The following is a 26,974-nucleotide window of genomic DNA, read 5'->3' as shown; positions in this document are numbered from 1 at the left end:
TGCTTATTGTAGTGTTGCATGCAAGTCTTGGTAAAAGTGGGGCGCACTATGTATCGCACAGCGGCGGACGTGATGAGGGAGTTCGAATTACGCGGAATTTCTGCGGCTGAATGGGCACGTCGCAACGGATTTAGCCCAACGATGGTTTATCAAGTGTTGCGGTCTCACAACGTACCGTCACGCGGTCAAAGTCATCGCATCGCCGTGGCCCTTGGGATGAAGGCTGGGTACAAAGAACACGACTACAACTTGGAATTTGAGGGGGGTGATAAGGGGGACTAGAACCAGTACGAACAAAATAACCGCCAGAAATGCAAACGGGCCCTTTCGGGCCCGCCTGATGGTACATATCAGAGGATACGAACCGGTTCGCACCCATAGTGTCTTCTGAATGTAGCCAAAGGTCAAGTCACGCCGTCGATCTTGTAGGCGGCGCCACAACAGCAGCTCCCGTCTTGGGCGCTGGTGATCAGCACATTTGGAGGAACACAATGTTTCCAAGCAAAGGGCCCGGCCACGGGCGTATGCAGCCACTTGCGGCCTCTGCAACAGGCACCTCAGAAGCCAATGAGTTACGCGGATGTCTCGATGCAAGCAATGGTGATTGTGCCGCGTTTGATACTCCACGGTCAGAACTGACAGTTCAAATCGAAGCGGCGTTTCTAAAGCTGCCCACGGTAGCGCGAATTCTTCACGGGGCCCGTCGCATTCACCAAGGAGGTCGAGGGCGACGAACCGCCTTATTCCCAAGCCGCAAATGCGGTGGCATCGTTCCGCTAGAAAGCCAACTCGAACTGGCCTATGCTGTAGTCTTGGAACGTTCGCCATGGGTTAATGCCTATCGCACTCAAGCTATCCGAATTACGTTGCCTGGCGGCCGATTCGCACATCCAGATTTCCTTATCCGGACGATGGCTGGAACCTACGAAGTGCACGAGGTCAAGCCATCCACTGAAAATCTGTCCGCCGATGACATCGAGCGTTTCAACACGATGCGCGTCATGCTCGCCGAAGTCAGTGTCGGGTTCGGCGTAATCGACGCCCGCCATCTGCCGGGAACGCACACACTCAATGATCTTCTTCGCCGTTATTCGCGCGGGCATCTACAACGCTACACGGCAAATGAGATCGACCATGCAAGATCGATACTCATAAGCAGCGGCACTACCACTCTTCATCAAGCATACCTGCTATTGCAGCGAAATCGTCTTTCGGCTCATCTCGCAGACTATCTCCATTTTCACCAGCTATGGAGTGCTGATCTCGATCCTGACATGCAGTCTCTTCAGGGAGCAGCATAGTGGACAAGATCGCGGAACCTCAGCTTGGCATGCGGTTCTCCATGCACGGCGCAGACTTCGAAGTGAGTTTTGTTGCTAGAGATATGGTTCGCTATTCAAGTAGCGCTGGCGGGCAAGTTCATAGGATGCCTTATACCGCATTCATAGAACTTCAAGAACAGCAGACGATTGTGCTTTCGAACACGCCGGGAACTACCCTCACTGCGCACAATGCGCAGGTAATCATGCGCAAACGCAGGTATGTCGAGGACGCCATTCTTGGCCTTGCATTTCCAGCGGCTAAAGCGGAACTTGCTGAAGTGATCAAGGTCATCGCTGCCGAGATATCCGATACAGCACCTCCATCGGTTAGGTCAGTGACTTACTGGATTCGAGCATTCCGCCAGAACGGGATTTCTGGCCTTGCGCCTCGGCGAAATCTGGGGAATCGAACGATGCGCATCGGAGTTGAGATTGAACAGCTCATCAGTGAAGCAATAGACAATCAATTTTTGCGGCGTGAGTGGCGGCGTGGCAATGCTGTGTTTGCGCAGGTCGTCGGCCGTGCGGCAGAACTAGGTTACTGTGACGCCCATCGAAACAAGATGAAGCTGGTGTCGATGCGAACAATCCAGCGCAGACTCAAGCTGCTCGACCCTTTCGAAGTGACACGCGCTCAGCAAGGCGGATTGGCAGCAAGCAAGGCGGCGCGAGCCGCAGGAAGATCGACCAAAGCAGCCGCAATTCTTTCGATTGTCCAGATGGACACGCACATATTGGATGTGCTGGTCATTGACCCCGACACAGGCGAGGTAATCGGCCATCCATATTTGACCACGGTCCTCGACGTGAATACCCGCTGCATTATCGGCATCTATTGCAGCCTTTTCCCGGCCAGCGCTACCACAGCCCTAGCTGCTCTAAAAGACATGCTCGTGCGATACGGCATCCCAGCCCTGATCATTCCGGATAACGGAGTCGAGTTCGCAAACTCTGCGTTCATTCTGCTGTGCGACACGCTCGCCATTACGATATCGCCAGCGCAAGTGCGCGATCCAGATGGGAAGGCGCACATCGAATCCTTTTTCAGAACATTGACCTTGGCTTTGATTCAATCTTTGCCCGGAACCACATTTTCGAATCCGTCTAAACGCGGTGACTACGACTCTACGAAGAATGCTCGGTTCACCTTACAGCAGGTCACTTCCTTCACACAAGAATGGATCAATGAGGTCTACCACAAAACGGTTCATACACGGACGATGCGCGCCCCCTGTGTCGCATGGGATGAGCAGGCGAAGGCAATGCCTCCCATGAAATTAAGTGCGGATGAGGTGAACGCGCTCGCTCGACGGCCATATCAACGAACCATAAGTGGCGGGCGCGTTCAATATGCTGGGCTTCAGTATTACTCGCATGCCTTCCCCACCCTTGAAGCACAAGGCCATTCGAAGGTCACGCTGCTTGTTGATGAGCTGAACTTGCACACAGTATTTGTAGAAGACCCAACCAAAAAAGGAGATTTGATCTTGGCCGAGTCGATAGACCCGGAATATACAAGTGATTTGACGCAGTTTGCTCACGATGAGGCAATGGCGATCAAAAAGGCAATGTCTGAATCCGATAGAAACAAGTTCGGCGGCAATGCAAATGCCATCGCGCTCTGGCGCCTTTATTCGCGTATTCAAAGCGAATCCCAAGTCGCTAAAAAGTGGTTGCGCAAGCTGACCAATGGAGCCGGGCGAATCCAAGTCGCCCGCCAAAGCCAACGGCGAATCGAAAACCCATCGAGTGCCATAGAACCGGAACAGGTAGCCCACGAAGTTCAAGCGTTATCACCGTCACGCCGGTCTCCGCCCCCCAATGCCGACCATAGCGCATGGCAAAGCATTCCGAAATTTGATGCCTACGACGTGGAGTGACTATGGACAGAAGAGACCTTGTGCGGCGGGTCGCATTACTCGACAAAATGGTTATCGCGCATCCCGCTTTTGACGCCGCCGTGCGCGGCATTGAGGAATGCTCATTGCAATCTGAATTCTACAGCGAACCGGTAGGGAGCCTTCTACTAGCAGAAGGCGGCATGGGAAAGACGACCGTTTGCCGCACGATTCTATCTCGTATGAAGAGATCGACCGTCCGCGACGATTACGTTGACGGCACAATCGTGCCAGCGTTCTATTTTTCAATACCAGCATCGGCAACAATTCGGGGCGTTGCGGAAAGCATGCTACAGGCGCTGGGTGTAGACGACCTTGATTCCGGAAGCAACCGCGGCAAGTTAACCAGACGTTTGTGCAAGCTCTTACAAAAGACAAAAACGACTCTAGTATTCGCTGACGAGTTTCACCATTTATTCTTGCTCAAGAACCGTTCAGCTTCCACCAATGAACACGTTCGAAATTGGATCAAAGAGGTAGTGGATCAAACGGGCATTTCTTTTTGCTTGGTTGGACTTCCTGCCTTCGCGCCACTCTTAGCGGCGGACGGTCAGCATGCCCGCAGATTTCCTCTGGAATATTGTCTGAGCGCCCTCACTCCCGGCGACCAAGACAATCCCGGCACACTTGTCTCGTTTCTCGCCGAAGCAATGCAGCAAACCGTGACCCGGCTGAAATTGGATGGCGCGCCTCACTTTGACTCGCTCTACACGGCAAGCCAAGTTTATGCGGCAACCAGTGGCGTTCCATCCTATGTCACAGGGCTCATCAAGCATGCAGCCTTGAGCGCTTTTTCCAACGGGGCCTCGCGTCTGACGATGGAACACTTTGCAGCAGTGTGGGACTCTGGCAGATTGGCCCGTGTCAGCCTCGTCCGAGAAAATCCGTTTCGACTCGCGCCCAGCGCGCTGGCGACAGCAATGAGGAGGCATTCATTGTCATGAGACTGCTTTTTCGCCCAATACCGTATGACGGGGAAAGCGCCGCCAGCTTCTTAATTCGTGCGGCAGAAGAAAATGGCCATTCGTCGGTTTATAGACTCTTCGCTGCAATTGGAATTCAAATCAATGAGCCGACACTGAGAGCATGCATCATTGATCGACATCGGTACCGCATTCTCATCCAGTCACTCGGCCTTTCAGCGGATGCGGCCAAGCTGGCCTTGCCAAGGATTAGTACATCAAGACGCTCACCTCGTCTGTATCATTCGATGGCAATACCTGACCGTTGCTTTCGCCGCGATGATGCACGCGCCTTTTGCAGCCAATGCCTGACAGAGAAGCCGTATTGGCGACAGCAATGGCTTGTGCGGCCGTTCTCGGCATGTACTGATCATCAGTGTCTGCTGGTGGACCGATGCGAGAAGTGTGGCAAAGCCCCCTCCATCGGACGTGGCGAACTCACGACCTGCGATCACTGCGAAGCCTCGCTGCTAATAATGCACGGTCCCCCAGTGACCGACAGCGCTATGGTTGCAGTTCAAGGCATGCTGAAATCAAAAAGCGCAGACTCACTAGGGAAGGTATTGGACTTCTGGGGTGCCCTCGTACGGTTCGACGGATTAGATGACAGCCCGGCCACGGAGCACACGCGCTTGAACCTCTCTGTTTCATTTCTTAACGGCGAAAGGACCGCGTTTGATCACGTTGCAGCGCTCGTCATTCAACGTCTGGCCACCATGGGGCCTGGCATACAGTTACTTCCATTTCTCTCTGGAAGTCCAATGCTCAAATCCTTCGCGGAGGAGGTACTAACTCACGTATGGCCTCTCGTTCAAGCAGGGGCAGGAGACGCGAGATTGTCGCGCTTGAGCAAGGGGGAAGTCTGCACGTTACTAAACATGTCGTACTTCAAACTTACCCAATTGATCAAGAGCAGCCAGATCCACTGGCCGAGCAACGACGGCCGCCAACAGAAGATTGCCGCGACAGAGAATGAGCTGCGTCAGCACGGCTTTTCGGAAACCGAAATCCTTTATGCTACAGCCGAAGAAATCGACGCTCCCTTACGGCGGCGTTACAAGCCCGGCAGGAGAGGCCAATAATCGCTACTACTTGACCACCCACTCCAAGAAGGCCATCCCTAAACAGAATAGGATCAAGCCGAAGAACGCGATCACTCCCAGCGCAGCGATCAATTTGCGATACGCGTAGCTCGCCACGAACACAGTGAATCCACACACCACGTAGATCAGCTTGGTCGTTGTGGTGTGCACAACGAAGAAGTGAACTTTCGGCAATAGCATGGTCAACAACCATACTCCGACGGCGGTTACGATACAGGGTATCGCCATGTCGAGGAACCCACCGCTCACGGCATTCATTTCCCTGTCCGACAGGATTCTGTCGCCGATCTTGTACCAACCCATAGCCTCCTCCACTTCAATGACATGTAGATTATAATCTTCAAATGTGGATTATAGTCATCATTTGTAGAATATAATCCGTGGATTGGTAGTCCCGTTGTAGGCATCCTCCCTTTCATGGGACGGAACTATGATCAGATTCGCAAGCAGCTTGCGGTCAACATTCGGGCACTACGAAGCCAGAAGGGGCTATCGCAGGAAGCACTCGCCCTGACCGCCGATCTGGACCGAACCTACATCAGCCAGATCGAGCGTGGCGTCGGAAATCCATCCTTGCTCGTGCTGTGCAAACTAGCCGCCATCTTGGAAACCGATGTCACGGAACTGATGAGCGAGGATTAGTTTGATGAACAGAGTGAACGCAGGAGCCGAACTCGATGTCGTGCGCCCATCAGCCAATTGAAGCATCACTCGACCGTTGGCACGAGTGCCATTGGCATCTTCATCAGATGGAGGGGAACTACCACGATCCGGCTCCTTTTCGATATGCCCTTAATTCGTTCATCCGAGCCGTCGCGGACGTGCCGGAGCTGCTTACAAAAAACTTGGAGCGCCATGAATCCGCAAGGCGCGCAATTAAGCCTCGACTGAAGGAAGTAATTGCTACCGATCTCTTTTCGCTCCTGCGTCTCAGAAGAAACTTTATAGTCCACCAAGGAATGCTAGACGTTGAAAGTCGAGGCTGCATCGGCACCATCGAAGGCTCTCGGATCAAGATCAGTTTTCCATTTCGCGTCGAGCCTTGGGAGAGTTCGGACGACGCATATGAGCGCTATAAAGAAATCTGCCGCACTGATTCATTTTGGAGAGGTCTGGGGCCGGATTGCGATTCCGCGCCGGTCCTATGGCGTACATGGATGATTTCTCAGTTCCCCGGCAAAGACTTGCTTGAAGTGGCCTTCGAAGCGTGGAAGCTTGTGGGCGACCTGCTGTCGGCCACCGTGGTCGAACTCGGCGGTGAGCCGCTGGATTTGTCAATGCCTTGTCGGCATGATCCTGAGACAGTTCGCCTTAAACGCTACAGTCAACGCGAATTCTTCATGAGCGTGGATGGCGTTGATCTGGCGGAGGAGGAGCGCAAATGGAACGAAGAACGACTTAAACGTAAATCGGGTCAGTCATGAATCGTGCAGGTGTAGGAAAAATGAAAAAGGTTTAAGTGTCCGATGAACATTGATGTAGCGATTGCCATCAGCGTTGTAGCTGCTGTTGCAGCATTACTTTCGTGGATTGAAGCACGGCGCATGTATCAGATTACAAAGGCCGCCTTTTTGCGCCAGTCGTTCGAGAAGGCAGAAACCCTGCCTAGCGTTGAAGCGTTGGGTATCGTTAATGTCAGCGGAAAAACGCGAGCGAAGCTGATGGTTTTTAATCAGCGGGACACCCCATATCGTGTTAATTGCGTGAAGTGTTACGCATACGATCCCAAACCGCGCAATCTTGCGAATTGGTTCCGCAGCAAACTTGGGCCATTTGACTGGGACTACTCCCCTCAGGCCGCTGTTTGGAATCCAAAAGGAACGCTGGATGACAATGAGCACTTCATCGAGGATACGCTGCAATTTACGCTGGTGAAGGAGACCGAGCTTTTGTTAGTGACGCTAAATGACGTGAATCAGAATCGGAGATATCGGTTTGAAGTAATTACCTCACAAGGGACTACATGCTGGGAAGGGATTCTGCCATCTGGCAGAACTCGACTCCCGCACGATCATGTTCGATCAATCGCATAACCTCTTCATGGCTCAACTATGAGACAGATATCACGAGTTCAGTTCAATGCTTACTGCTACGCGCGGCAGCCTTTGATTCGTGTGATGGCTCAAGAGGTTGCGTGGTTTGAGGCGTTCGAAAAAAAGATTCTTGGCCTGATCACCTTCGACAAGACCGATGGAGACTTTGGCTTTCTGATCCTCGGTCGCGACAGTCGGAAGATGTTCCGTTGCATTGAAGTGAGCGGTGAATTTTATCAAACCCCGGATCAAGCCATACAGGCTATGGCGGAGGCGTTTAAGAAATACGAGCATGACGGTCAGGCGCTTTATCCACAGGGAGATGAGAAAGTAGCGCCGTACGAAATCCTCGTGCCGGTTGTCCCTGATAATGAATTACATCCCTACTTCAAAGTCCTGATTTCAGAGCCACGCTACGAGGCCGCTCGCAACCTTATCCGCGAAATCGTCTACACATATAAAGACCCTGATGGACACTACATTAAAGAGTTCCAGACGCATGGATTTGAAGCACGCCTTTGGGAGCTTTACCTGTACGTCTATCTGTACGAAGAAGGGTTCGAATTCGTAAGAGGCAATCCCGCTCCTGATTTTCACCTTTCATGGTTTGGAGATGAGTGCCTTGTCGAAGCCGTGACGGTGAATCCAAGCAAAGATAAGAACCGTCCCGATGCCGATGAGCCGGAAACTCACGAGGAAGTCATGGCACTGGCAGACGACTACTTGCCGATCAAGTTTGGCAGTCCTCTGTTCTCGAAGCTCAAGAAGAAGTATTGGGAAAAACCACACGTCGTCGGTAAGCCGCTTGTGCTGGCGGTTCACGATTACCACATGCCCGGTTCCATGATGTGGTCACGAACTGCGTTAAGTGAATTTCTATACGGGATCAGGACACGGCTGGAACTCGACGGGGAAGGCAAGGACATTGCCAAGACTGAAGTGGTCGAATCGCATAGCTGGAATGGCAAGACTATTCCCTCAAATTTCTTCAACTATCCTGATGCTGAAAATATCAGCGCAGTCTTGTTTAGCAATGCGGCAACGATCACGAAATTCAATCGCATGGGGAAGTTGGCTGGGCTGGGTTCAGACGACGTTTTGATGATTCGGAGGGGGTTCAAGTACAACCCTGACCCAGAGGCTCTACGGCCGCTAGAGTTCGCTATCGACGTAGATGATCCACGATACGAGGAATCATGGGCGGACAGCATTGTCATGTACCACAACCCGAACGCGCTACATCCTGTCGACCCTGACTGGTTTCCGAGCATTACTCACTTATGGATAGATAGTAAAACCGGCGAATTTAGAGGTATCCAACAGCCCTATGACGTGCTGTCATCGGTAACAGTGGTCGTGTCGGCAGTCGAAAACCTCGACTAGGTGTTCGTTACGGCGGGCGGCTATCGACGAGTTGGAACACGGCGGGCCCCAGCGGCCGGTTCATGCTGGCGCGGTCGGCCATTTTTTGGCATACGCAGTTGCGTTCATACTGGGTGGGAAAGGGATCAAAATATGACCGTCTCGTTGATCGGACGAACCTATCTGTTCGGACACACCCCAACGGCGATCTACCGCGTCGAAACAGAAAGCAGCGGCCCCGCATATATGCGGGTCGATGCCTCCAACTACATGATGGAACAGCGTGCCGTGGTCATCGTCAATGCCGAACGATTTCTACAAGCTTGGAAGGCCAGCAAAGGCCCAGCGTGGCTGGGCAGCATTCACGCAATAGTCGATCCCGTCCTACGCCGCTACCTTTCATATCGCCCCGGCAGAGACAAGTGGCTGCCACACTTAAAGCGCCGAGGCTGGCTGGCCGACTATAAATTCGGGCGGGCGGTGGATGGTTTCAGCTACGGTGCCGGCAATCCAGTGCCCCTCGCTAAAGCAGGAATAGGGTTGTCAGACAATGCCGTGAGCTTCAGTAACGGCATCACGCGAACTCTCTGGCTTCTGGCGCATGCCGCACCTGCATTTCCAGTTGAATGTTCCACCGACCAAGCAGAAGACATGCAACGGCTGGTTGGCGAGCGAGCTACACAGTGGCGGACAGTGAAAGAACTGATGGCAGACTACTGTTGGAGTCATTACCTACAGGAGCGACTAGTCTCCGAAACGATTGAATACAGTCCCGATCCTAATACGCCAGATTCTCATGGATAGGCATACCCCAGATAAATCCCTTGCTCGGTAAGTGGTGTTTTTTCGAGCATTATCACTCGTGACATTCCGGCCATGGATGTCTGAATCTTGATCGCATCCGCAAGCTGACCTGACATGTGACCGCTTTTCGGTCCTGACGCGGACACGAGAATAAGCGCGCTGGGCCGCGCCAAAGTCTTATCGGACTCTGCAAAGCTTAACGCTACCTTTTGGAACTCAGGAGATGCTGGGCCACGAGTGGTTCCGCATGAGACAGAACCAGCTGCAAAAGGTGAATTTCCGCTTGCTACCAATGCGACAGGTTGGCTGGGCCTACCCGCTGTATCTCCTCCACAGATGGTCTCAAATGTTCCGGGATCGAGATTTACGGTACGAAATTCATTGCTTGTTGCGCATGCGGTCAGCAATGACAGCAAGGGTAGTGTAATCAACAATTTGTGCATTAAGGTTCTCCAAGTAGACAAGGCGCTTAAGAAAAGCGCTATTGATAGTCTTCTACGGGTAGAGATATCGAGGCGTCCATATCGGAAATAGCCTTAACGACTTCTGATGTAGGAATTCCCGCAAAGTGGGGGTGGAAGTACTTCTCCGGTGATTCCGAATCTTTGTACATCAAGTCCTCAGTAACGATTCCGAGAAAGCGGCCATCGGCCGATAGAATTGGTCCGCCGCTATTACCGGGGCGCGCAATCGCCGAGAACAGGAAGACGCGCGTTCCATCAAAACAAAGCACCTCCCCGCACGTGACTTCACCTTTTTGCATCGTCAGCGGGGCGTGCTTAGCGTAAGGTATTTTGGGATACCCAAAAATCGCCACGTCCATTCCAACTTGTGGATCGACACACGGCAGCGCATATGTTGAATACGCGGCGTGCTGATCAAAATAAACCAAGCCTACGTCAATGTTCGGATGAGACTTCACATCCTTGACCGTCAATTCGGCATGATCCACTTCCTGTTTTGGATATAGCGTCATGTCCCGAATTACATGGGCGCAGGTAAGAACAACATTTGGCGCGATCAACATACCTGTGCCGCCATGTTCATCACCGTGAGCGTTAACACCGGACAGATGAACAAGATTTGGTGCGATAAGCGAATGCAGGAAATCAATTCCCAACGCGTTTGACAGCGTGAAAAGTCCCTTCTGCTCAACCGCCGTATTCTCTTTAAGATAGTAGTAGGTCGTCGGCATCATGACGTTCCCGGATGGCCCCATTATCATGAGCCAACCCGTTCTCGCCATTGTCTCAAGAAGTTGACGAACTACATTCGCATACTTCATGGCATCAGGTAAGTCTCCAGTTTTTTCCAAGTACTGGAGGAAATCAAATCCTCCTAACGGAGTAGTGGCCTGAGTACTCGGCTGGCGGCCCAAAACTGCAAGCGTCTCCTGCTGAGTCATAGGACTAAAAAACTTTAATGCCGCTCTCGCCAATTTCGCGCGCATTTCAAGGCTGAGCGGAGCTAGATGTGAATATCGCATAAATGCCCTAACAGCTATCTTCAGATAACCGGTAGTCTACTCCACAATATTTCCTGAGATCAACTTGGCATCTGGCGCAAGCTCATGTGTCGTTCTCAGCCCATAGCGCAACTGGATGTGTCGTCTGGTGCAAGTCGATGTGTCGCCAGCAATCGTAAGTGATTGATATCCCGTGACGGCCAGCGCAAGCGGATGTGTCGTTCAACGGCGCTACTTGCGACGGCTCCCTGACGAACGAATTTCTGCGCTTGATACGTGCTAGAATGGTTGCATACAGGAGGTCTCAATATGAGAATCAAAGAACCGAATATTTAAGCTTGCGCCGCGAAAACCGCTTTTTATCGGCGTTTTTTGCGCAGCCTGCGAACAGCCAGATTAGCGCCCCATTGAGCGCCTCCGCCGGCAGCTACCACAGCTGCATTCTTAAACTCGCTTTTCGCCAAACCATCGCGGATTTTCTGGAAATCCTCGTCATCCCATGCCTCTTGCCACGAAATGGCCTTCCGCTTAAAGGCATCTTCAAGTATTACCAGCGCCCTCACTCTATCATTTCCTTCGTTACGCCGCGTGAGTGCGCAGGCGAGATTATAGTAACGATCATCATACTGTCGTGGGTTATGCTCTACCGATTCTTCTGCCCACCTTACCGCATCATTAAACGCATCCGCACGCATGGCGATAACCGCTAAAACTGCAGCGACATAGGAGAGAACCCTTTCGCTTTGCTTGGACAGGCTTTCGTCATGCTCTGCCGTATGCTGCTTTTCAGTTTCCCTGACAGCTTTGTAGTGAGCCTTTGCCAAGTCCAGTAGCGCTCGACCTTCGGGGATCGCGTCAAGCGCAGTTTTCTTCACATCGGGACTTTGTTTCCTGACCAACTCACCAAGCTGCTGATTCATATGCCGCAACGAGAACAGGCGAATCAGAATCTCTGACATCTCGTGCACTTGTGTCAGCGACACATTCATGGACTGCAGTTTTTCAAGTGGTTCTGCCAGCCCCTTCGCCTTGGCCTTGATGTCCTTGAATTCCTTAATTCCGAAGAACGCGAAAACCGCTACAAGCGCAGCAAAGGCACTGCCCACATAGCCCAATATTTTAATTACCGATTCTTCATTTTTTTGTGACGCTTCGATAGCCAGCTTCGCGGTAGCAGCAACTTGGTCGATATGGTTGGTCGAAACGACCACATAACCTGCTGGCATAGGTGGCGGCGCCGGGGCAGAAGGCGAGCCTGGAACAACCGGAGCAACGCCTGGCGCAGTGACAACGGTCCCAGAAAGTATTGCAGGGGAAGTTACCGGTTGAGCGGCCCGAGCCGAAAACAAAAGCATGCCCAATGCGATCACGACAACTTTAGATTGTTTCATCATCCCCCCAAAACAGGTGCCGATATTGAATTTTATTATTTTGACAATTAAATGTAAATTACTAAATGATGCTTTTCCCCGCGCTACTCGATTGGGAGATGGCAGGTGGGAGCAAGGCGCCTACAATCGGCCTGACTTCATCAACCGGCCACGCCCATGCAGATAAAAAAACGTCACCTCAGTTTGTCCATGATCACGCTGGGGGCGCTGGCTGCCGCTGGCGTGCCGTCGCTGGCGGCGGAGGCTGCGACTAAACCCAGCAACCTGCCGGTCGAGGGCCGCGCGGGCGGCTTCAGTGGCGCCACCACCTGGCTCAACTCGGCGCCGCTGACACCGCAGCAGTTGCGCGGCAAGGTGGTGCTGGTGGATTTCTGGACTTACTCGTGCATCAACTGCATCCGCACCGTCCCCTACATCCGCGCCTGGGCCGCCAAATACCGCGAGCGCGGGCTGGTGGTGGTGGGCGTGCACACGCCGGAATTCAAGTTCGAGGAAGACCTGGTCAACATCAACGCGGCGGTGGGCCGCTTCCAGATCGATTATCCGATCGCGGTCGATAGCGCTCAGCAGATCTGGCAGGCGTGGGGCAACCGCTACTGGCCGGCACTGTACCTGGTCGATGCCAACGGCAAGATCCGCCACCACCAGTTTGGCGAAGGCGGCTACGATAAGATGGAACGGGCGATCCAGTCGCTGCTGGCCGAGGCCAGCCCGGGTCCGGTCGACAACACACTGGTCAATCCGCGTTCCAATGATGAACAGATGGCGCCGGATCTCGCCAACCTGGGCTCGGACGAGGCCTACCTCGGCTACCAGAAGGCTTCCAACCTGCGCCTGACACCGCGCCTGCGCGAGGACCGTCCGCAAGTGTATTCGGCCGGACAGCTGAGCCTGAATCAGCTGGGCCTGAACGGCCGCTGGATCGTCGGCGCGGAAAGCGCGGTCGCGGACGAGCCGGGCGCCGGCGTGGCCTGCCAGTTCAGCGCGCGCGATCTGCATCTGGTGATGGGGCCGGGCACGGCGGGCGGCAAGGTGCGCATCAAGGTGATGTTGGACGGCAAAGCCCCGGGCGCCGACCACGGCGCCGACATCGATGCCGGCGGCATGGGCGTCGTTGACGCCACCCGCCTCTATCAGCTGGTGCGCCAATCCGGCCAGGTCAGGCAGCGCCGCTTCGACATCCAATTCCTCGACCAGGGCGCCAAAGCCTTCGCCTTCACCTTCGGCTAATCGAAAAAAAGCCCACCGGGTGAACGGCGGGCTTTCTCGGCTAGTCAGTGCGGATTAGCAGCAGACCAGCATCTTGATGCAGCAGAGGACGTCGCCGCAGCAGTCGGCGCTGGCGGCAAAGGCTACGGCCGAGCTCAGGAGCAGGCCGGCGGCCACTGCGATTTTCACGGTCTTCGATTTCATGATCTTCCTTTAAAAGTTAAATGGGAGAGGTCCGGCGTGGGCAACAGCTCAATCCGGCGGCGTCCACACTTCTTCATAAGGATCGGTATCGGGCATGGCCAGGTACATGGTATAAGCCTGCGCCGCCGGCATCAGCCGCGCCGCCGCCGGGCGATTGAAAGCCATGGCCGGCACAACCGGCGCGCAGCCCAGGTCCACACACTGCGCCATGCCGCACGCCGCCGACGGGCAGCACTTGTGCACCGAGGCCATCGCCTGGGCGGATGAACTCAGTACAAATATCAGCAATAGCAGGAGGCGAAGTCGGCGCATTGCCATATTGTACGCCGCGTTGCGTTTTCTCGACTAAACATGCGCCAAAACACACTGTGTGATTGAAAGTCACCCAATCTGCCGGTACATTTTCCAAAAAAAATTTCAAAGGAGACACTATGCACACCCGTCGTGGATTCATCGCATCCCTGGCCGGCCTGGCCGCCGCCTGGCTGACTAGGCCCGCACTGGCCCAAACCCAACCTTTTGTCGTGTACGACGATGAGCTCAAGAACGGCTGGCAAAGCTGGAGCTGGGCCAAGGTTGATCTGGCGGTGGCGGCCGGCGGCGTCAAGCCGATCAAGGTGCAAGGCGATCCCTGGAGCGCGCTGGCGCTGCACCACGACGCCTTCCCCACCGCCGGCTACACCAAGCTCACGTTCAGCATCAACGGCGGCGGCCAGGGCGGCCAGATGCTGACCGTCAAGGCCATGGTCGACGGCAAGCCGGTCGACTCCAGCTTCGTCATCCAGCCCAAGGCCAAGACCTGGACCCAGGTCGAAGTCCCGCTGAAGGAACTGGCCATCGAAGGCAAAACCATCGACGGCATCGCCTGGCAGGGACAGGCCACCGCCTACAGCCCTTACTACATCACGCGGATCCAGTTTGAGTGAAGCGCGCACGCTGTTGCGTCACGCGTGAATAAACATACCTTCGCTTGGTAAATTTCGTAATTGCGGCGTTGGATTGCTGATTGCACAATACCGGGATAAATACAATCCCCGGAGACTTCATGGCAGATCACATCCGCGCCGCAAGCCTGCTTGCGCTCATCACCCTGGCCGCATCGGCTCAGGCAGAAACCGTCACCGTCAAATCGCCCGACGGACGCAATGTGGTCGCGGTCGACAGCGACAAGCTGACCTATAGCGTCAGCCGCGATGGCAAGCAGATCATCGCGCCGTCGCCGCTGGGCCTTAACCTCGACATCGGCGCCATCGCGGCCGGTGCGAAGCTGAGCGGCCACACCGAGCGCAGCATCAAGGACACGTACGAGATCGTGGTCGGCAAGGCGCGCAGCGCGCCTGATCATTTCAATGAATCGAGCCTGGCATTTGCCGCCAACGGCAAGGCCCCGCAATTCAAGCTGCTGGTGCGCGCCTACGACAATGGCGTGGCGCTGCGCTACGCGGTGCCGGAGCAGGCCGGCCTGTCCGGCTTCAAGGTGATGAGCGAAGCGACGCAGTTCAACTTCGCTAAAGACTACGAGTGCTGGGGCGCCAACATGGGCCGCTTCGACACCAGCTTTGAGGCGGAATACGACAAGATCAAGTCGTCCGGCATCCGCAACTTCCACAACTTCATGGCGCCGCTGGTGTGCAAGACCGGCGCCGGCACCACCACCTTCGCCATCGCGGAATCGGACGTGAAGGACTATCCGGGCTTCTTCCTGTCCGGGCGCGGCGATGCCGGCCTGGGCGTGATGGTCACGCTGCCGCCGCGCTTCGACAACAACCGCGATTTCCGCTTCCGCAAAACCGTCTCCGCTGCCGTGCAGCTGAAGGGCCAGGGCTTCCAGACGCCATGGCGCGTGGTGATGCTGGGCGATGCGCCGGGCGAGCTGACCGCATCGTCGCTGATTCCAACGCTGGCCGCGCCGTCGCAGATCAAGGACACCAGCTGGATCAAGCCGTCCAAGACCTCGTGGGACTGGTGGAACGACTGGGCCATCAACGTGCCGAATGCCGGCGTGAACACCGCCACTTACAAGGCCTTCATCGACTTCTCCAGGGAGATGAAGCTGGACGACATCCTGATCGACGAGGGCTGGTCGGTGGGCAGCGACGTCGAACCGAATCCGCAGGCCGACGTCACCCGCGCCAAGCCGGAAATGGACATGCCGGCCCTGATGCAATACGCAAAATCCAAAGGCGTGGGCGTATGGGTCTGGGTGCAGTGGCAGCAGCTGGACAACCAGATGGATGCCGCCTTCAAGCAGTACGCCGCCTGGGGCATCAAGGGCGTGAAAGTGGACTTCATGAACCGCAACGACCAGGAGATGGTCGACTGGTATCACAAGGTGCTGAGCAAGGCCGCGGAACACAAGCTGATGGTCGACCTGCACGGCGCCTATCCACCGAATGGCCTGAACCGCACCTGGCCCAACTACATCACGCAGGAGGGTGTGCTCGGCGCCGAGAACAATAAGTGGAGCGCGCGCATCACCGCTACCCACAACGTCACGCTGCCGTTCACGCGCATGATCCTGGGTCCGATGGATTACACGCCGGGCGGCTTCCGTAGCCTCACGCCGTCCACCTTCGCGTATCGTAACCATGAGCCGCAGGTGATGACCACGCGCGGCCAGGCCATCGCCATGTATGTGGTGTACGACAGCCCGTTCCAGATGGTGTCCGACAGCCCGGCCGCCTACAAGAACGCCGACGGTTCGTGGGCCGATGGTGCGGAGTTCATCCAGACCGTGCCGACGTCGTGGGACGAAACCCGCATCCTCGCCGGCGACATCGGCCAGTACATCGTCTCCGCCCGCCGCAAGGGCGACACCTGGTATATCGGCGCCATGACCAATGAAGCCGGCCGCAGCGTGAAGGTGCCGCTGTCCTTCCTCGGCAAGGGCACGTACAACGCGAAGCTGCTGCAGGACGGCGCCGACGTCAATCGCCTGAAGGCCAGCGACGCCAAAGTCAACGCCACGCAAAGCATCACGCTCAAACTGGCGCCATCGGGCGGCGCGGTGGCGATCATCAAGCCGTAACCACTACCTCGCCCAGCTGCCCGTTTAACCAGCATGGCGGTATTTGTCCGCGCAGTGGACCTTGGCTCCTTTTCAGCGGCGGCCGAGGGCAAGCTGACGGCAGCTACGCGGAATATCTGCCGCAGCACCGCTTCAGCTTCGACGATCTGGCCGCCATCGTGGACGCGGCCTGCACCTGCGGGCTGCAAACGCCGCAACTACCGCTGAAAACCCGCGCCGCCATTGACGCGCGGCGGCAGCATTCAGCCGCGCTGCCATCGATCTTTAAACTTCGGTCAGGCGCCAGCCGTCAGCGCTGGCGTGCAGGCGGTGCGTGAGGTGCAGCGCCTGCATGAAGGTTTCATCGTGCGACACCACCATCAAGGCGCCCTGATACTGGCCCAGCATGACTTCCAGTGCCTCCAGCGACGCCAGATCGAGGTGATTGCTTGGTTCATCCAGCAGCAGCAACTGTGCCGGCGGATGCGCGTACAGCGCGCAGGCCAGTGCTACTTTCAAGCGTTCGCCGCCGCTGAGCGTACTGACCGGCGCGGCGGCCAGTTGCGCGTCCAGTCCCATTTGTGCGAGATGCGTGCGCAATGCGGATTCGCCGGCTTCATGGTTGGCGTCCAGCAGATGCGCGATGGCGGAACGCCGCGGCGCCAGGCCGGCCAGCTGCTGATCGAGATACGCCGTCCGCGCCCGCACCGCGCACGTTCCGGCCAGCGGCACCAGCTGCCCGGCCAGCAGCCGAAGCAAGGTCGACTTGCCACTGCCATTGGGGCCGGTCACGCCGATACGCTGCTGGCCGCTGATGGCGAGGCTGATGGTGCGCGTTGCAGCAGGCGCGAACGGCAGCACCACATCCTCCAGCTCAGCCAGGCGCAGGCGCGCGGCCTGCGGCCCCGCCAGCACGTGCATGGCGACGGCGGCATCCGGCGCGATCTGCCGCGCGGCCTCCCGCACCCGCTGCGACAAGGCCTCCTGCTGCGCCGCATGCTGCTGCCGCAGCTTGCCCGCCGTGCCCTGCGCACGGTTCTTCTGCCCACCCAGCAGGATCCTGGCCTGGTTGGCATCGCGGCCATCGCTGGCGCCTTTCGCGAGACGTCGCTCCTGCCGTTCCTGTTGCTCGCGCATCGCCTGCGTTTCGCGCTTGCGCTCCAGTTTGCGCTGCTCCAGCTGCCGCTGCGCGCTGTCGCGTTCCACGCGCTTGCATTCCGCGTAGAACGCATAACCGCCGCCATAGCTGCGCAGGCCAAGCGGCGACAGTTCAACAATGCGCTCCATCTGCTCCAGCAATTCGCGGTCGTGGCTGATCACCAGCAGGCCATGCGGCCAGCGCTGCAATTGCGCCATCAACGCCAGCCGGTTGGCGCGGTCCAGATGGTTGCTGGGTTCATCGAGGATCAGGAAGGATGCGCCGGACAGCCACGCGGCGATCAGCGACGCCCGCATTGCCTCGCCGCCGCTGAGCGAATCCGCTGGCATCTCGGGCCGCAGATGCGGCAGGCCGCTGCGATCAAGCTCCTGCTGGAGGCGCTCGCGGAGATCCCAATGCTCGCCCACTGCGTCGAAATCAGCCGGATCGACGCTGCCGTTAGCGATGCGTTCCAGCGCTGACAGCGTGCCCTGCACGCCGGCCAGCGCCGCCACCGAGCCCTGCTGCGCGATGTGCTGCGACAGATAATGCACCGTGCCGCCGCGCGCGATGCGGCCGGACGACGGCGCCAGCTGGCCGGCCATCAGGCGCGCCAGCACACTCTTGCCGGCGCCATTGCGGCCGACCAGGGCGGTCCGGCGCTGGTCGAACACTTCGTTCAGGTCCTGGAAAAGAACGCGGCCGTCGGCCAGCGTGAAGGAGACGCCTTCCAGCGTCAGACAGGTATTCGTCATGGTGATGCCCAAAATGATGTGTCAAAACCGTCCCGGTGGGACTGGTGCTTAAGCAGACAACAACATTAATTGCGCATCGGACGAATACCTCAGGTGTGAATGCGCCAAATATATCAGCGCGGCGGCCAGGCGTCCACCTGATTCAGCATCGCGAACCAGTCCTCCAGGTGCCAGGTATGGGTAATGCGGTCCTCGGTCAGGTGATGAAACTCGTGAATGGCGACCGCAATCGGCTTGCCGGTGGCCGGGATGCCAAAGAATTCACCGCGATGCGTGCCGGTGATCTGCGCGCGCACCGCCGCGCGGCCATCGCGGCCGAAGATGTCGTGTATCGTGATCTTCACATCCGGAAAAGCTTCCGTGAACATGGCCACAATCGGCCGCATCCCTTCCCTGCCCGGCTGCTGGCCGGGGCCGAGCGGAATGTCCTGCCAGTCCGCCGTCAGCGCCAGGTCGAGCAGCGCGGGATTGTGTTCGTTGAAGGCGCGGTAGAGGTTTTCGATCGCTTGCTGCTGGGCCGTGGTCAGGCCATTTTCCTGCATAGTCATGATGTAGCTCCCAAGTGAGTCAGTGACCCGCTCACTGTAGCGCCGGCGTATCACGCAAGTCCAATCGATAATGGATATACGGTATTATCCATCTCATGGATCTTCATGGAATCGACCTTAACCTGCTGGTGGCCTTCGACGCCCTGATGTGCGAACGTAATGTCACCCGCGCTGGCGTGCGCATCGGCCGCACGCAGCCAGCCATGAGCGCCGCGCTGTCGCGACTGCGTTTGCTGCTCAAGGATGATTTGTTCGTGCGCAGCGCCAGCGGCCTGCAACCGACGCCGCGCGCGCTGGAACTGGCCGCGCCGCTGGGTGAGGCATTGGCCAGCATCCAGCGCACACTGGAGTTCACGCAGGAATTCGATCCGCGCCGCGCCGCCATCCGCTTTACGCTCGGGCTGTCCGACCATCCGGCGTTTTCCGTGCTGCCAGCGCTGCAGAAACGGTTGTCGCAACTGGCGCCCGGCATCAAGCTGCGCGTCAAGTCATTCACCGCGCGCGATGAAGCGCTCGCGCTGCTGGACGCGGGCGAGGCGGATGCCGCCATCGGCGTCCCTGGCGGCAGCACACCGCGCATCCCCACCATGCCGCTATTTGAAGAACGCTTTGTGTGCGTGGCGCGCAAAAAGCATCCGCTCACCAAAAAGAAAATGACGCTGGACGCCTTCCTCGCGTGTCAGCATCTGCTGGTATCACCCGAAGGCGACGGCGTTGGTCACGTCGACACCGTGCTGGCGCAACTGGGTCGCAAGCGCGATATCGCAGTCACGCTGCCGCACATGTATGCGGCCCCCGCCATCGTCGCCAACGGCGATCTGCTGGCGACCATGATGGAAGGCGCGGTGCAGGGCAGCGGGCTGCGCGACCAGCTTGCGCTACTGTCGCTGCCGAAGGAGATCGCGCTGGCGCCGGTGCCGTTCGTGCTGCACTGGCACCGCCGCAACGATGCCCATCCGGCCCAGCGCTGGCTGCGGGAGCAGATCGCGCTGGTGTGCCGCGATAAGGCCTAATCCCAGACTGGCGCCAGGCCTTCCGGGCTGGTGAGGCGGCCGTTGCGCTCCAGCGTTGCGATCTGCGCCATGTCCTCATCGCTCAACTGCAGATCGCGCGCCTTCAGGTTGCTGTCCAGGTTAGCGCGCCTGGTGGACGAGGGAATCACCGCGTACCCCAGCTTCATAGCCCACGCCAGCACCACCTGCGCCGGCGTGGCGCCGTGAAGCGCGGCGATCTTTTCAATCACCGGATCGCCCAGTACTTTGCCATAGGCCAGCGTCATGTAGGACGTGATGTGAATGCCATGCCCGCGCGCGAACTCCACCACCTTGCGGTTTTGCAGATACGGATGCAGCTCGATCTGATTCGTGGCGATCGCCTCGGCGCCAACCGCGTCGATGGCTTGCTGCATCAGCTCCACCGTGAAGTTGGAGACGCCGATCTGGCGCGTCAGTCCCAGCTCCCTTGCTTGCGCCAGCGCCGTCATGAACTCCTGCACCGGCACCGCGCCGCCCGGCGACGGCCAGTGGATCAGCAGCAGATCCACATAATCGGTGCGCAGCCTGGCCAGGCTGTCTTTCAGGCTCGGTATCAGCTTGTCGCGCGACAGATTGTCGATCCAGATCTTGGTGGTGATGAACAGCTCCGAACGCGGCACGCCGCTGGCGGCAATCGCCGCGCCAACCTCCGCTTCGTTGCCGTAGATTTGCGCGGTGTCGATCGCACGGTAGCCGGCTTCCAGGCCGTTGCGTACCGAATCAATCACCACTTGTCCTTGCAGGCGGAAGGTGCCCAGTCCCAGTGCGGGAATACTCATGTTTTACTCCTTGTCAGTCGGCAGCGGCGCATCGGCGGCCACCAGTTTTTGTTCGCGCATCTCTTGCCAGAATGCGGGTGGAATCTGCTCGTTCAACGCGGCGTGATCTTCCGCGATACGCTCCGGACGGCTGGCGCCCGGTATCACCGCCGCCACCGCCGGATGGGCCAGCGCAAACTGCAATGCCGCCGCCTTGACGCTGATGCCGTGCTTCTGCGCGACGGCCTTGATGCGCTCCACGCGGGCCACGATCTCCGGTGACGCCTTCTGGTACTCGAAATGCGTGCCGCCGGCCAGGATGCCCGAGCTGTATGGACCGCCGACCACGATGTCGACGCCGCGCTTGTGCGCCGCCGGCAGCAGGCGTTGCAGGGCGCGCTCGTGGTCGAGCAGGGTGTAGCGGCCGGCCAGCAGGAAGGTGTCCGGCCTGGGTTCATTCAGGTCCAGCGTCAATTCCAGCGGTTCGACGCGGTTCACGCCCAGGCCCCAGGCCTTGATCACGCCTTCATCGCGCAGGCGGTCCAGCACGCGGAAGGCGCCGGTGCGGGCGATCTCGAATTGCGCTAGCCATTCGTCGCCGTAGAAATCCTGCGCCACGTCGTGCACGTAAACGATGTCGAGGTAGTCGGTCTTCAGGCGTTTCAGGCTGTCCTCGATGGATCGCAGCGTGGCGTCGGCGCTGTAGTCGTTGAGGATCTTGTTGCGCAGGCCGTGCTCGAACACGCCGCCCTTTTCGCCCATGTCGCGCGCGGCCGGATCTTCCAGCTCGTCCAGGATGACGCGGCCGACCTTGGTGCTCAACACATAGTCCTCGCGCTTGTGCTGCGCCAGCGCCTCGCCCAGACGCAGCTCGGCCAGGCCGGCGCCGTACAGCGGCGCGGTGTCGAAGTAGCGGATGCCCTGCTGCCAGGCCGCGTCCACCGTGGCCAGCGCCTCGGCGTGTGGAATGTCGCGGAACATATTGCCCAGCGGCGCGGTGCCGAAGCCCAGCTTGCCCTGTAGTTTGTGACGGATACTCATCTTGATTTCCTTGGTAAATGAAGAAAGTGATGCCAGTTTAGGTTGACCAGATAAGACTGTCCAAGACATAATTTGCACAACTTAAGTCCACCAAGGTCTGATATGTTAGATATCCGTCAACTTCAATACTTTGTCGCCGTGGCCGAAGAGGAGCATGTCGGCCGCGCCGCCGAGCGCCTGCACATCTCGCAGTCGCCGCTGTCGCGCCAGATCGCCCAGCTGGAGGAAAAGCTGGGATTGACGCTGTTTGAGCGCAGCCAGCAGCGCATCCGCCTGACGCGCGATGGCCGCACCTTCCTGGCCGAGACCCAGGCCTTTCTCACCCACGCCGCGCGGCTGGAAGGACTGGCCAGGCGGCTGGGGCGCGGCGATGAAGGAGGCCTGTGCATCGGCTACATCGAGAACGCCATGCATGGCGGCGTGCTGCCGGCCGGCCTGCGCTCCCTGCGCGCGACGCGGCCGAACGTGCACGTGGCCTTGTATAGCCTGCACTCCTCCGAACAGCTGGAAGGCCTGCGCCAGCGCAGCCTCGATATCGCGCTGGTATGCGATCCGCCGCCGGCCAATGATCCCGACCTGGAAGGCGCGCAAATCCTCAGCGACCCGATGATCCTGGCGCTGCCGGAATCGCACCCGCTGTGCGCAGTCAAGCAGCTCAGGCCGGACGACCTGGCCGGGCAGGAATTCATCGTCGTGCGCCACCAGGAAACCGGCGACCACCATCACCAGTTTGTGGCGGCCTGCGTGCGCTCCGGCTTCACGCCCAACATCAAGATGGAAGCCAGCGAACCGACCACCGCGCTCGGACTGGTGGCGGCCGGCCTGGGCGTGGCGCTGGTGCAGCAAGGCTTGCGCCATCAGGCGCCGCCGGGCGTGGTGCTGCGCGAGCTGCCGTGGTTCAGCTATCGCGCCGCGCTGTGGGCGGCCTGGCACCGCATCAACCTGCGGCCGCTGGTGGCCACCTTCCGCGCGACACTGCTGGAAACGGCGACGACGGCACGCTAGCAATCGGCTACACTATCGGTCACATCTTTTTGCGTCGCTTGCCATGCCCGAGAAGAATCTGCCTGAACTCATCACCCTCAAACGCCTGATCGACGAAGGCGGACGGCATCTCGAAGTTGGCACTTCCTGCACGGTGGCCATGGACGGCCGCCAGTTCCCGGTCTACACCGTCGCGCTGGGCAATCCGAGTCCGGACGTGCCGGCACTGGGCTTCTTTGGCGGCATCCACGGGCTGGAACGGATCGGCACCCAGGTGGTGCTGTCGTTCATGGAAAGCCTGCTGGCGCGGCTGCGCTGGGACGCCACCTTGCATCAGCAGCTGGAGTCGATGCGCCTGGTGTTCATGCCGCTGGTGAACCCGGGCGGCATGTGGCAGGCCACGCGCTGCAATCCGCAAGGGGTGGACCTGATGCGCAACGCGCCGCTGAGCGCGGTGGAGAAAGTGCCGTTCATGCTGGGCGGCCAGCGCTACAGCCATCACCTGCCCTGGTATCGCGGCGCCGAGGGCGCGCCGATGGAGCCGGAAAGCCAGGCCGTGTGCGACATCGTGGCGCGCGAACTGCTGGCGCGGCCATTCAGCATGGCGCTTGATTGTCACTCCGGCTTCGGCCTGCGCGACCGCATCTGGTTCCCGCATGCGCACACCGTCACGCCGATCCCGCACCTGGCCGACATCGGCGCGCTGGAAGAACTGTTCAGCACCGCCTACCCGAATCACAACTACGTGTTCGAACCGCAGAGCCGCCAGTACCGCACCCACGGCGACCTGTGGGACTACCTCTATCTGAATAGCGACAACGTGTTCCTGCCGCTGACGCTGGAGATGGGCTCATGGCTGTGGGTGAAAAAAAATCCGCGCCAGATCTTCGACCGCATCGCCATCTTCAATCCGACCGCGCGCCATCGGCTGCAGCGGGTGCTGCGCCGGCATCTGATCCTGTTCGACTTCCTGATGCGCGCCGCCGGCAGCCATGGCCGCTGGACGCCGGAAGGCATGGCGCGCAAGGTGCAGCACCGGCGTGCGCTGGACCAGTGGTATCACTCATGAGCAGCTGGATCTTGCTGCGTGGCCTGATGCGCGAACAGCGCCACTGGGGACGCTTCCCCGGCGAGCTGGCGGAGGCGCTGCCGGACGTCGACATCATCACGCCCGACCTGCCGGGCAACGGCCAGCGCCACGCCATGCGCAGCCCTACCACGGTGGCGCAGATGGTCGAATTCTGCCGCGCCGACTTGCGCGCGCGCGGCGTGCCGGCACCCTACGCGCTGCTGGCGCTCTCGCTGGGCGGCATGGTGGCGGTGGAATGGGCCAGCCGCTACCCGCAGGAGATCACGCGCTGCGTGTTGATCAACACCAGCATGCGCCCCTACAGCCGCTTTCACCAGCGTCTGCGCTGGCAGAACTACCCATCGATATTGCAGCAACTGGCCAATGGCGGCATCGAAAATCAGGAACGCCTGATCCTGCGCCTGACCAGCCGCACCGGCGACGCCGGCCAGCGTGCCGGCCTGCTGGCGCGCTGGCTCGATTACCAGCGCGAGTTTCCGGTCACGCGCGCGAACGCGCTGCGCCAGCTGTGGTCCGCCGCCCGCTTCCGCGCGCCGGCGCGCAAGCCGGCCGTGCCGCTGCTGGTGCTGAGCAGCGCCGGCGACCAGTTGGTGGATCCCCGCTGCTCCGCGCGTCTGGCGCAGGCGTGGCAGGCGCCGCATGCGGTGCATCCCGACGCCGGCCACGACCTGCCGCTGGACGACGGACCGTGGGTGGCGCGGGAAGTGGCAAAATGGCTGGCGTCCACCAAAGCGCGGTAAAATACCGCCCCTATGAATCCGACCGCCTCCACGCTGGAGTGCCGGCCAAACTGCGGCGCATGCTGCACGGCCCCCTCCATCACCAGCCCCATTCCTGGTATGCCGAACGGCAAACCGGCCGGCGTGCGCTGCGTGCAGCTGGCTGAGGACAATCGCTGCAACATCTTCGGCCAGCCCGAGCGTCCGGCCTTCTGCGCTGGCCTGCAGCCAGCCGCCGACATGTGCGGCACCTCGCGCGAGCACGCCATACAATGGCTTGCCAGCCTTGAACGCGCCACCGCCCCGGCTTAACGGCGCACAGCCATTTGCGCCAGGATGCGGATCAGTTCAGCCTTGACTCTGGCCGCCAGCCCGGGGCAGGTTGGAATGACATTCTGATGACATGCAGCGATCGTGGTCATGGCAATCCCCTGTAAAGAAAACTTGTTCATGGAGTTTTAGCGGCTTATGGGTTATATTTTCTGCCAGCCCCAAAGTGTTATCAAACGAGTTATTTTCGCTACTTGAATAAGAAATCCTAGGTCATGGCAAAACCACTGCGCTCCCTGTCCGGCCTGCTCGATTTCGATTGCGCCGCGCGCTGGGGCAGTTTCAAACTGGCCGCGCAGGAGCTGCACAAGACGCCGGCCGCCATCAGTCTGCAGGTCAAGCAGCTGGAAGAGGCGCTGGGGTTCGAGCTGTTCCTGCGCCATCCGCGCCACATCACGCTGACCGAGAAAGGCCAGGAGCTGGCTGCTACGGTGCGCGGCATGCTGGCCGAACTGAATACCAAGGTGGCCGCGCTGCAGACCGGCGATGACGAGAAAATTCTGCGCATCTCGACCACGCACTCGCTGGCGATCAAATGGCTGGTGCCGCGCATCGCCCGCTTTACGCAGCAGCATCCGGATCTCGATATCCGCATCGACTCCAGCGACCAGCTGGTGAACATGGACGACGGCAGCACCGACATCGCGCTGCGCACCTACGACGTGGTGCCCGGCGATCCCGACCTGCTGTTCCACGACCGGCTGGTGGCGGTCTACAGCCCGTCCCTGCTGACGCCCGGCGCAGCCGAGATCACGCTGGCCGACCTGCACCGCTATCCGCTGCTGCACGAATTCACCACCGACACCTGGATCGCGCTGCTGCGCCAGAACAATGCGCTCAAGGGCAAGTACAACTTCTCGCGCGCCTTCACCAACTTTGCGGTGATGGTGCAGTCGGCTGTGGCGGGACAAGGCATCGCGCTGGTGTCGCACGCGATCGCCAGCGAGGACCTGCGCAGCGGCAGCCTGAAAATGGTGAAGTGCGAAAGCGCGCCATATGGACGCGGCTACCGCGTCATCATCAACCGCAGCAAGCAAGGCATGAGCAAGATCACCCACTTCTGCGACTGGCTGCGCGAGGAGGTCAGCGAGATGCAGAAAGGCCTGATATGCTGATCCGCCCGCTGATCGCCGCCCTGCTGCTGGCGGCCGCACCGGTGCAGGCCGCGGACAAGGCGCCGCTGCGCTACATCGAAAAAGTCGACGGTTTGCTGACCTCCGGCTATCAGCCGCCCACCGCCTTCCAGGACGCCTTGGGCGCGGCGCTGGCGCGCCAGCTGGGCCGTCCGGTGCAATATGTCCAGCTGCCGCGCACCCGCCTGATGGGCGCACTGGAATCCGGCGAGGGCGATATCCTGTGCAGCTACCTGCCTGAATGGCTGCCCGGCGATGTCGACTGGACCCAGCCCTTTATCCCGATCAGCGAAGTGATACTGTCATCGCCACGCGTGAAGCCGCCGGCCAGCGTGGCGGATCTGCGCGGCAAGCGTATTGGCACCGTGCTGGGCTTCCGCTACCCGGAACTGGAGAAAGTACTGGGCACGGACTACATCCGCGACGATGCGCCATCGACAGCGCTGTCGCTGCGCAAATGGCAGGCCAGGCGTTTCGATTACCTGATCACGCCGCGCTATGTGATCGACCGTTATATGGCCGAAGGCAGCCTGCCGCCGGGCGCTCATCTGTTGACAGTGTACGAGGTGAAGACCAAGTGTGCCGTCTCGCGCAAGAGCCGGATCAGTCTCGCCGAATTTAACAGCGCCATCGAGGCGCTGGATAAAAGCGGCGAGCTGGCCAAGATACTCAAGCTGCGCTAAT

29 protein-coding genes are annotated in these 26,974 nt (G+C 58.9%); 19 read left to right on the top strand and 10 right to left on the bottom strand.

Annotated features, from left to right (window positions below; genetic code table 11):
• Positions 1–491 precede the first annotated feature (491 nt).
• From ABDW57_RS00985 to ABDW57_RS00970, 4 genes are read left to right on the top strand one after another with little or no spacing between them, the layout of a single operon-like run.
• On the top strand, positions 492–1,301 hold the full coding sequence (locus ABDW57_RS00985; protein ID WP_343728339.1) for a hypothetical protein: 810 nt from the start codon (positions 492–494) through the stop codon (positions 1,299–1,301).
• Entirely contained in the window at positions 1,301–3,202 is a 1,902-nt protein-coding gene (locus ABDW57_RS00980; protein ID WP_343728338.1) for a DDE-type integrase/transposase/recombinase, read from the top strand. The genes ABDW57_RS00985 and ABDW57_RS00980 overlap by 1 nt, the downstream gene beginning before the upstream one ends.
• Positions 3,203–3,204: 2 nt before the next feature.
• Entirely contained in the window at positions 3,205–4,164 is a 960-nt protein-coding gene (locus ABDW57_RS00975; protein ID WP_343728337.1) for a TniB family NTP-binding protein, read from the top strand.
• A complete protein-coding gene (locus ABDW57_RS00970; RefSeq protein ID WP_343728336.1) occupies positions 4,161–5,264 on the top strand; it encodes a TniQ family protein in 1,104 nt (367 codons plus the stop codon). The genes ABDW57_RS00975 and ABDW57_RS00970 overlap by 4 nt, the downstream gene beginning before the upstream one ends.
• 6 nt (positions 5,265–5,270) lie before the next feature.
• On the opposite strand, the gene ABDW57_RS00965 is transcribed toward ABDW57_RS00970, so the two are convergent.
• Positions 5,271–5,588, bottom strand: coding sequence for a hypothetical protein (locus ABDW57_RS00965; RefSeq protein ID WP_343728335.1), 318 nt, complete (start codon positions 5,586–5,588; stop codon positions 5,271–5,273).
• 114 nt (positions 5,589–5,702) lie between these two features.
• On the opposite strand from ABDW57_RS00965, the gene ABDW57_RS00960 reads away from it, so the two are divergent.
• The 5 genes from ABDW57_RS00960 (at position 5,703) to ABDW57_RS00940 (ending at position 9,484) form a co-directional block, all read left to right on the top strand.
• Positions 5,703–5,927, top strand: coding sequence for a helix-turn-helix transcriptional regulator (locus ABDW57_RS00960; RefSeq protein ID WP_343728334.1), 225 nt, complete (start codon positions 5,703–5,705; stop codon positions 5,925–5,927).
• A 35-nt stretch (positions 5,928–5,962) separates the two neighbouring features.
• On the top strand, positions 5,963–6,709 hold the full coding sequence (locus ABDW57_RS00955; protein ID WP_343728333.1) for a hypothetical protein: 747 nt from the start codon (positions 5,963–5,965) through the stop codon (positions 6,707–6,709).
• Positions 6,710–6,751: 42 nt separating this feature from the next.
• Positions 6,752–7,318, top strand: a complete 567-nt coding sequence (locus tag ABDW57_RS00950; RefSeq protein WP_343728332.1) for a hypothetical protein — start codon at positions 6,752–6,754, stop codon at positions 7,316–7,318.
• An 18-nt stretch (positions 7,319–7,336) separates the two neighbouring features.
• The gene (locus ABDW57_RS00945; protein WP_343728331.1) at positions 7,337–8,701 is read left to right on the top strand and encodes a hypothetical protein; all 1,365 of its coding nucleotides are present in this window, start codon (positions 7,337–7,339) and stop codon (positions 8,699–8,701) included.
• A 132-nt stretch (positions 8,702–8,833) separates the two neighbouring features.
• Positions 8,834–9,484 carry a hypothetical protein gene (locus tag ABDW57_RS00940; protein ID WP_343728330.1) on the top strand — a complete coding sequence of 217 codons (651 nt, stop codon included), beginning with the start codon at positions 8,834–8,836 and terminating at the stop codon, positions 9,482–9,484.
• Here ABDW57_RS00940 and ABDW57_RS00935 read toward each other — a convergent pair.
• The 3 genes from ABDW57_RS00935 to ABDW57_RS00925 all read right to left on the bottom strand — a co-directional run bounded on the left by ABDW57_RS00935 (position 9,475) and on the right by ABDW57_RS00925 (position 12,343).
• Positions 9,475–9,927 (bottom strand): hypothetical protein, encoded by a 453-nt coding sequence (locus ABDW57_RS00935; RefSeq protein WP_343728329.1) that lies wholly within the window; start codon positions 9,925–9,927, stop codon positions 9,475–9,477. The two genes, ABDW57_RS00940 and ABDW57_RS00935, sit on opposite strands and share 10 nt — an antisense overlap.
• Positions 9,928–9,965: 38 nt before the next feature.
• Entirely contained in the window at positions 9,966–10,934 is a 969-nt protein-coding gene (locus ABDW57_RS00930) for a serine protease (RefSeq protein WP_343728328.1), read from the bottom strand.
• A gap of 374 nt (positions 10,935–11,308) precedes the next feature.
• The gene (locus ABDW57_RS00925) at positions 11,309–12,343 is read right to left on the bottom strand and encodes a hypothetical protein (RefSeq protein ID WP_343728327.1); all 1,035 of its coding nucleotides are present in this window, start codon (positions 12,341–12,343) and stop codon (positions 11,309–11,311) included.
• A 153-nt stretch (positions 12,344–12,496) separates the two neighbouring features.
• Here ABDW57_RS00925 and ABDW57_RS00920 point away from each other — a divergent pair, with 153 nt between their 5' ends.
• Entirely contained in the window at positions 12,497–13,570 is a 1,074-nt protein-coding gene (locus ABDW57_RS00920) for a thioredoxin family protein (protein WP_343728326.1), read from the top strand.
• Positions 13,571–13,624: 54 nt separating this feature from the next.
• Here ABDW57_RS00920 and ABDW57_RS00915 read toward each other — a convergent pair whose 3' ends face one another.
• Positions 13,625–13,753: a hypothetical protein gene (locus ABDW57_RS00915; protein ID WP_343728325.1), complete on the bottom strand. Its 129-nt coding sequence runs from the start codon at positions 13,751–13,753 to the stop codon at positions 13,625–13,627.
• Between the two features lie 48 nt (positions 13,754–13,801).
• Positions 13,802–14,065, bottom strand: coding sequence for a hypothetical protein (locus ABDW57_RS00910; RefSeq protein WP_343728324.1), 264 nt, complete (start codon positions 14,063–14,065; stop codon positions 13,802–13,804).
• A gap of 119 nt (positions 14,066–14,184) precedes the next feature.
• Here ABDW57_RS00910 and ABDW57_RS00905 point away from each other — a divergent pair, with 119 nt between their 5' ends.
• Both ABDW57_RS00905 and ABDW57_RS00900 read left to right on the top strand, forming a co-directional pair.
• Positions 14,185–14,679 (top strand): hypothetical protein, encoded by a 495-nt coding sequence (locus tag ABDW57_RS00905; RefSeq protein WP_343728323.1) that lies wholly within the window; start codon positions 14,185–14,187, stop codon positions 14,677–14,679.
• Positions 14,680–14,798: 119 nt separating this feature from the next.
• Entirely contained in the window at positions 14,799–16,781 is a 1,983-nt protein-coding gene (locus ABDW57_RS00900; protein WP_343728322.1) for a glycoside hydrolase family 97 protein, read from the top strand.
• A 264-nt stretch (positions 16,782–17,045) separates the two neighbouring features.
• Here ABDW57_RS00900 and ABDW57_RS00895 read toward each other — a convergent pair whose 3' ends face one another.
• A complete protein-coding gene (locus tag ABDW57_RS00895) occupies positions 17,046–18,653 on the bottom strand; it encodes an ABC-F family ATP-binding cassette domain-containing protein (protein WP_343728321.1) in 1,608 nt (535 codons plus the stop codon).
• A 113-nt stretch (positions 18,654–18,766) separates the two neighbouring features.
• On the bottom strand, positions 18,767–19,201 hold the full coding sequence (locus tag ABDW57_RS00890; protein WP_343728320.1) for an ester cyclase: 435 nt from the start codon (positions 19,199–19,201) through the stop codon (positions 18,767–18,769).
• Between the two features lie 95 nt (positions 19,202–19,296).
• Between ABDW57_RS00890 and ABDW57_RS00885 the strand changes: the two genes are divergently transcribed.
• Positions 19,297–20,214 (top strand): LysR substrate-binding domain-containing protein, encoded by a 918-nt coding sequence (locus ABDW57_RS00885; RefSeq protein WP_343728319.1) that lies wholly within the window; start codon positions 19,297–19,299, stop codon positions 20,212–20,214.
• Here the strand turns inward: ABDW57_RS00885 and dkgB are convergent.
• Both dkgB and ABDW57_RS00875 read right to left on the bottom strand, forming a co-directional pair.
• Positions 20,211–21,014 (bottom strand): 2,5-didehydrogluconate reductase DkgB, encoded by an 804-nt coding sequence (gene dkgB, locus ABDW57_RS00880; RefSeq protein ID WP_343728318.1) that lies wholly within the window; start codon positions 21,012–21,014, stop codon positions 20,211–20,213. The two genes, ABDW57_RS00885 and dkgB, sit on opposite strands and share 4 nt — an antisense overlap.
• Before the next feature lie 3 nt (positions 21,015–21,017).
• Complete coding sequence (locus ABDW57_RS00875) at positions 21,018–22,034, bottom strand: aldo/keto reductase (protein ID WP_343728317.1); 1,017 nt, start codon at positions 22,032–22,034, stop codon at positions 21,018–21,020.
• Between the two features lie 102 nt (positions 22,035–22,136).
• Here ABDW57_RS00875 and ABDW57_RS00870 point away from each other — a divergent pair, with 102 nt between their 5' ends.
• The 6 genes from ABDW57_RS00870 to ABDW57_RS00845 all read left to right on the top strand — a co-directional run bounded on the left by ABDW57_RS00870 (position 22,137) and on the right by ABDW57_RS00845 (position 26,973).
• Positions 22,137–23,039: a LysR substrate-binding domain-containing protein gene (locus ABDW57_RS00870; protein WP_343728316.1), complete on the top strand. Its 903-nt coding sequence runs from the start codon at positions 22,137–22,139 to the stop codon at positions 23,037–23,039.
• 43 nt (positions 23,040–23,082) lie between these two features.
• Positions 23,083–24,087, top strand: coding sequence for a M14 family zinc carboxypeptidase (locus tag ABDW57_RS00865; RefSeq protein ID WP_343728315.1), 1,005 nt, complete (start codon positions 23,083–23,085; stop codon positions 24,085–24,087).
• Positions 24,084–24,848, top strand: a complete 765-nt coding sequence (locus ABDW57_RS00860) for an alpha/beta hydrolase (RefSeq protein ID WP_343728314.1) — start codon at positions 24,084–24,086, stop codon at positions 24,846–24,848. The genes ABDW57_RS00865 and ABDW57_RS00860 overlap by 4 nt, the downstream gene beginning before the upstream one ends.
• A gap of 12 nt (positions 24,849–24,860) precedes the next feature.
• Complete coding sequence (locus ABDW57_RS00855; protein ID WP_343728313.1) at positions 24,861–25,139, top strand: YkgJ family cysteine cluster protein; 279 nt, start codon at positions 24,861–24,863, stop codon at positions 25,137–25,139.
• 233 nt (positions 25,140–25,372) lie between these two features.
• Complete coding sequence (locus tag ABDW57_RS00850) at positions 25,373–26,272, top strand: LysR substrate-binding domain-containing protein (protein ID WP_343728312.1); 900 nt, start codon at positions 25,373–25,375, stop codon at positions 26,270–26,272.
• On the top strand, positions 26,266–26,973 hold the full coding sequence (locus ABDW57_RS00845; protein WP_343728311.1) for a transporter substrate-binding domain-containing protein: 708 nt from the start codon (positions 26,266–26,268) through the stop codon (positions 26,971–26,973). The genes ABDW57_RS00850 and ABDW57_RS00845 overlap by 7 nt, the downstream gene beginning before the upstream one ends.
• The last annotated feature ends 1 nt before the right edge of the window (position 26,974 follow it).

The organism is Duganella sp., assembly GCF_039595735.1.
GTDB lineage: Bacteria > Pseudomonadota > Gammaproteobacteria > Burkholderiales > Burkholderiaceae_D > Rugamonas.
The sequence above is the reverse complement of the archived record's forward strand: the minus strand, read 5'-3'. Positions and strand labels throughout refer to the sequence as shown.

What these genes read in the sequence shown, in the direction of transcription:
- ABDW57_RS00895 (WP_343728321.1), bottom strand. Translation starts at nt 18,653, where the DNA reads ATGACGAATACCTGTCTGACGCTGGAAGGCGTCTCCTTCACGCTGGCC.
- ABDW57_RS00890 (WP_343728320.1), bottom strand. Translation starts at nt 19,201, where the DNA reads ATGACTATGCAGGAAAATGGCCTGACCACGGCCCAGCAGCAAGCGATC.
- ABDW57_RS00960 (WP_343728334.1), top strand. Translation starts at nt 5,703, where the DNA reads ATGGGACGGAACTATGATCAGATTCGCAAGCAGCTTGCGGTCAACATT.
- ABDW57_RS00910 (WP_343728324.1), bottom strand. Translation starts at nt 14,065, where the DNA reads ATGCGCCGACTTCGCCTCCTGCTATTGCTGATATTTGTACTGAGTTCA.
- dkgB (WP_343728318.1), bottom strand. Translation starts at nt 21,014, where the DNA reads ATGAGTATTCCCGCACTGGGACTGGGCACCTTCCGCCTGCAAGGACAA.
- ABDW57_RS00875 (WP_343728317.1), bottom strand. Translation starts at nt 22,034, where the DNA reads ATGAGTATCCGTCACAAACTACAGGGCAAGCTGGGCTTCGGCACCGCG.
- ABDW57_RS00925 (WP_343728327.1), bottom strand. Translation starts at nt 12,343, where the DNA reads ATGATGAAACAATCTAAAGTTGTCGTGATCGCATTGGGCATGCTTTTG.
- ABDW57_RS00975 (WP_343728337.1), top strand. Translation starts at nt 3,205, where the DNA reads ATGGACAGAAGAGACCTTGTGCGGCGGGTCGCATTACTCGACAAAATG.
- ABDW57_RS00900 (WP_343728322.1), top strand. Translation starts at nt 14,799, where the DNA reads ATGGCAGATCACATCCGCGCCGCAAGCCTGCTTGCGCTCATCACCCTG.
- ABDW57_RS00855 (WP_343728313.1), top strand. Translation starts at nt 24,861, where the DNA reads ATGAATCCGACCGCCTCCACGCTGGAGTGCCGGCCAAACTGCGGCGCA.
- ABDW57_RS00845 (WP_343728311.1), top strand. Translation starts at nt 26,266, where the DNA reads ATGCTGATCCGCCCGCTGATCGCCGCCCTGCTGCTGGCGGCCGCACCG.
- ABDW57_RS00985 (WP_343728339.1), top strand. Translation starts at nt 492, where the DNA reads ATGTTTCCAAGCAAAGGGCCCGGCCACGGGCGTATGCAGCCACTTGCG.
- ABDW57_RS00930 (WP_343728328.1), bottom strand. Translation starts at nt 10,934, where the DNA reads ATGCGCGCGAAATTGGCGAGAGCGGCATTAAAGTTTTTTAGTCCTATG.
- ABDW57_RS00870 (WP_343728316.1), top strand. Translation starts at nt 22,137, where the DNA reads ATGTTAGATATCCGTCAACTTCAATACTTTGTCGCCGTGGCCGAAGAG.
- ABDW57_RS00955 (WP_343728333.1), top strand. Translation starts at nt 5,963, where the DNA reads ATGTCGTGCGCCCATCAGCCAATTGAAGCATCACTCGACCGTTGGCAC.
- ABDW57_RS00915 (WP_343728325.1), bottom strand. Translation starts at nt 13,753, where the DNA reads ATGAAATCGAAGACCGTGAAAATCGCAGTGGCCGCCGGCCTGCTCCTG.
- ABDW57_RS00850 (WP_343728312.1), top strand. Translation starts at nt 25,373, where the DNA reads ATGGCAAAACCACTGCGCTCCCTGTCCGGCCTGCTCGATTTCGATTGC.
- ABDW57_RS00940 (WP_343728330.1), top strand. Translation starts at nt 8,834, where the DNA reads ATGACCGTCTCGTTGATCGGACGAACCTATCTGTTCGGACACACCCCA.
- ABDW57_RS00965 (WP_343728335.1), bottom strand. Translation starts at nt 5,588, where the DNA reads ATGGGTTGGTACAAGATCGGCGACAGAATCCTGTCGGACAGGGAAATG.
- ABDW57_RS00865 (WP_343728315.1), top strand. Translation starts at nt 23,083, where the DNA reads ATGCCCGAGAAGAATCTGCCTGAACTCATCACCCTCAAACGCCTGATC.
- ABDW57_RS00860 (WP_343728314.1), top strand. Translation starts at nt 24,084, where the DNA reads ATGAGCAGCTGGATCTTGCTGCGTGGCCTGATGCGCGAACAGCGCCAC.
- ABDW57_RS00935 (WP_343728329.1), bottom strand. Translation starts at nt 9,927, where the DNA reads ATGCACAAATTGTTGATTACACTACCCTTGCTGTCATTGCTGACCGCA.
- ABDW57_RS00950 (WP_343728332.1), top strand. Translation starts at nt 6,752, where the DNA reads ATGAACATTGATGTAGCGATTGCCATCAGCGTTGTAGCTGCTGTTGCA.
- ABDW57_RS00970 (WP_343728336.1), top strand. Translation starts at nt 4,161, where the DNA reads ATGAGACTGCTTTTTCGCCCAATACCGTATGACGGGGAAAGCGCCGCC.
- ABDW57_RS00920 (WP_343728326.1), top strand. Translation starts at nt 12,497, where the DNA reads ATGCAGATAAAAAAACGTCACCTCAGTTTGTCCATGATCACGCTGGGG.
- ABDW57_RS00885 (WP_343728319.1), top strand. Translation starts at nt 19,297, where the DNA reads ATGGATCTTCATGGAATCGACCTTAACCTGCTGGTGGCCTTCGACGCC.
- ABDW57_RS00945 (WP_343728331.1), top strand. Translation starts at nt 7,337, where the DNA reads ATGAGACAGATATCACGAGTTCAGTTCAATGCTTACTGCTACGCGCGG.
- ABDW57_RS00905 (WP_343728323.1), top strand. Translation starts at nt 14,185, where the DNA reads ATGCACACCCGTCGTGGATTCATCGCATCCCTGGCCGGCCTGGCCGCC.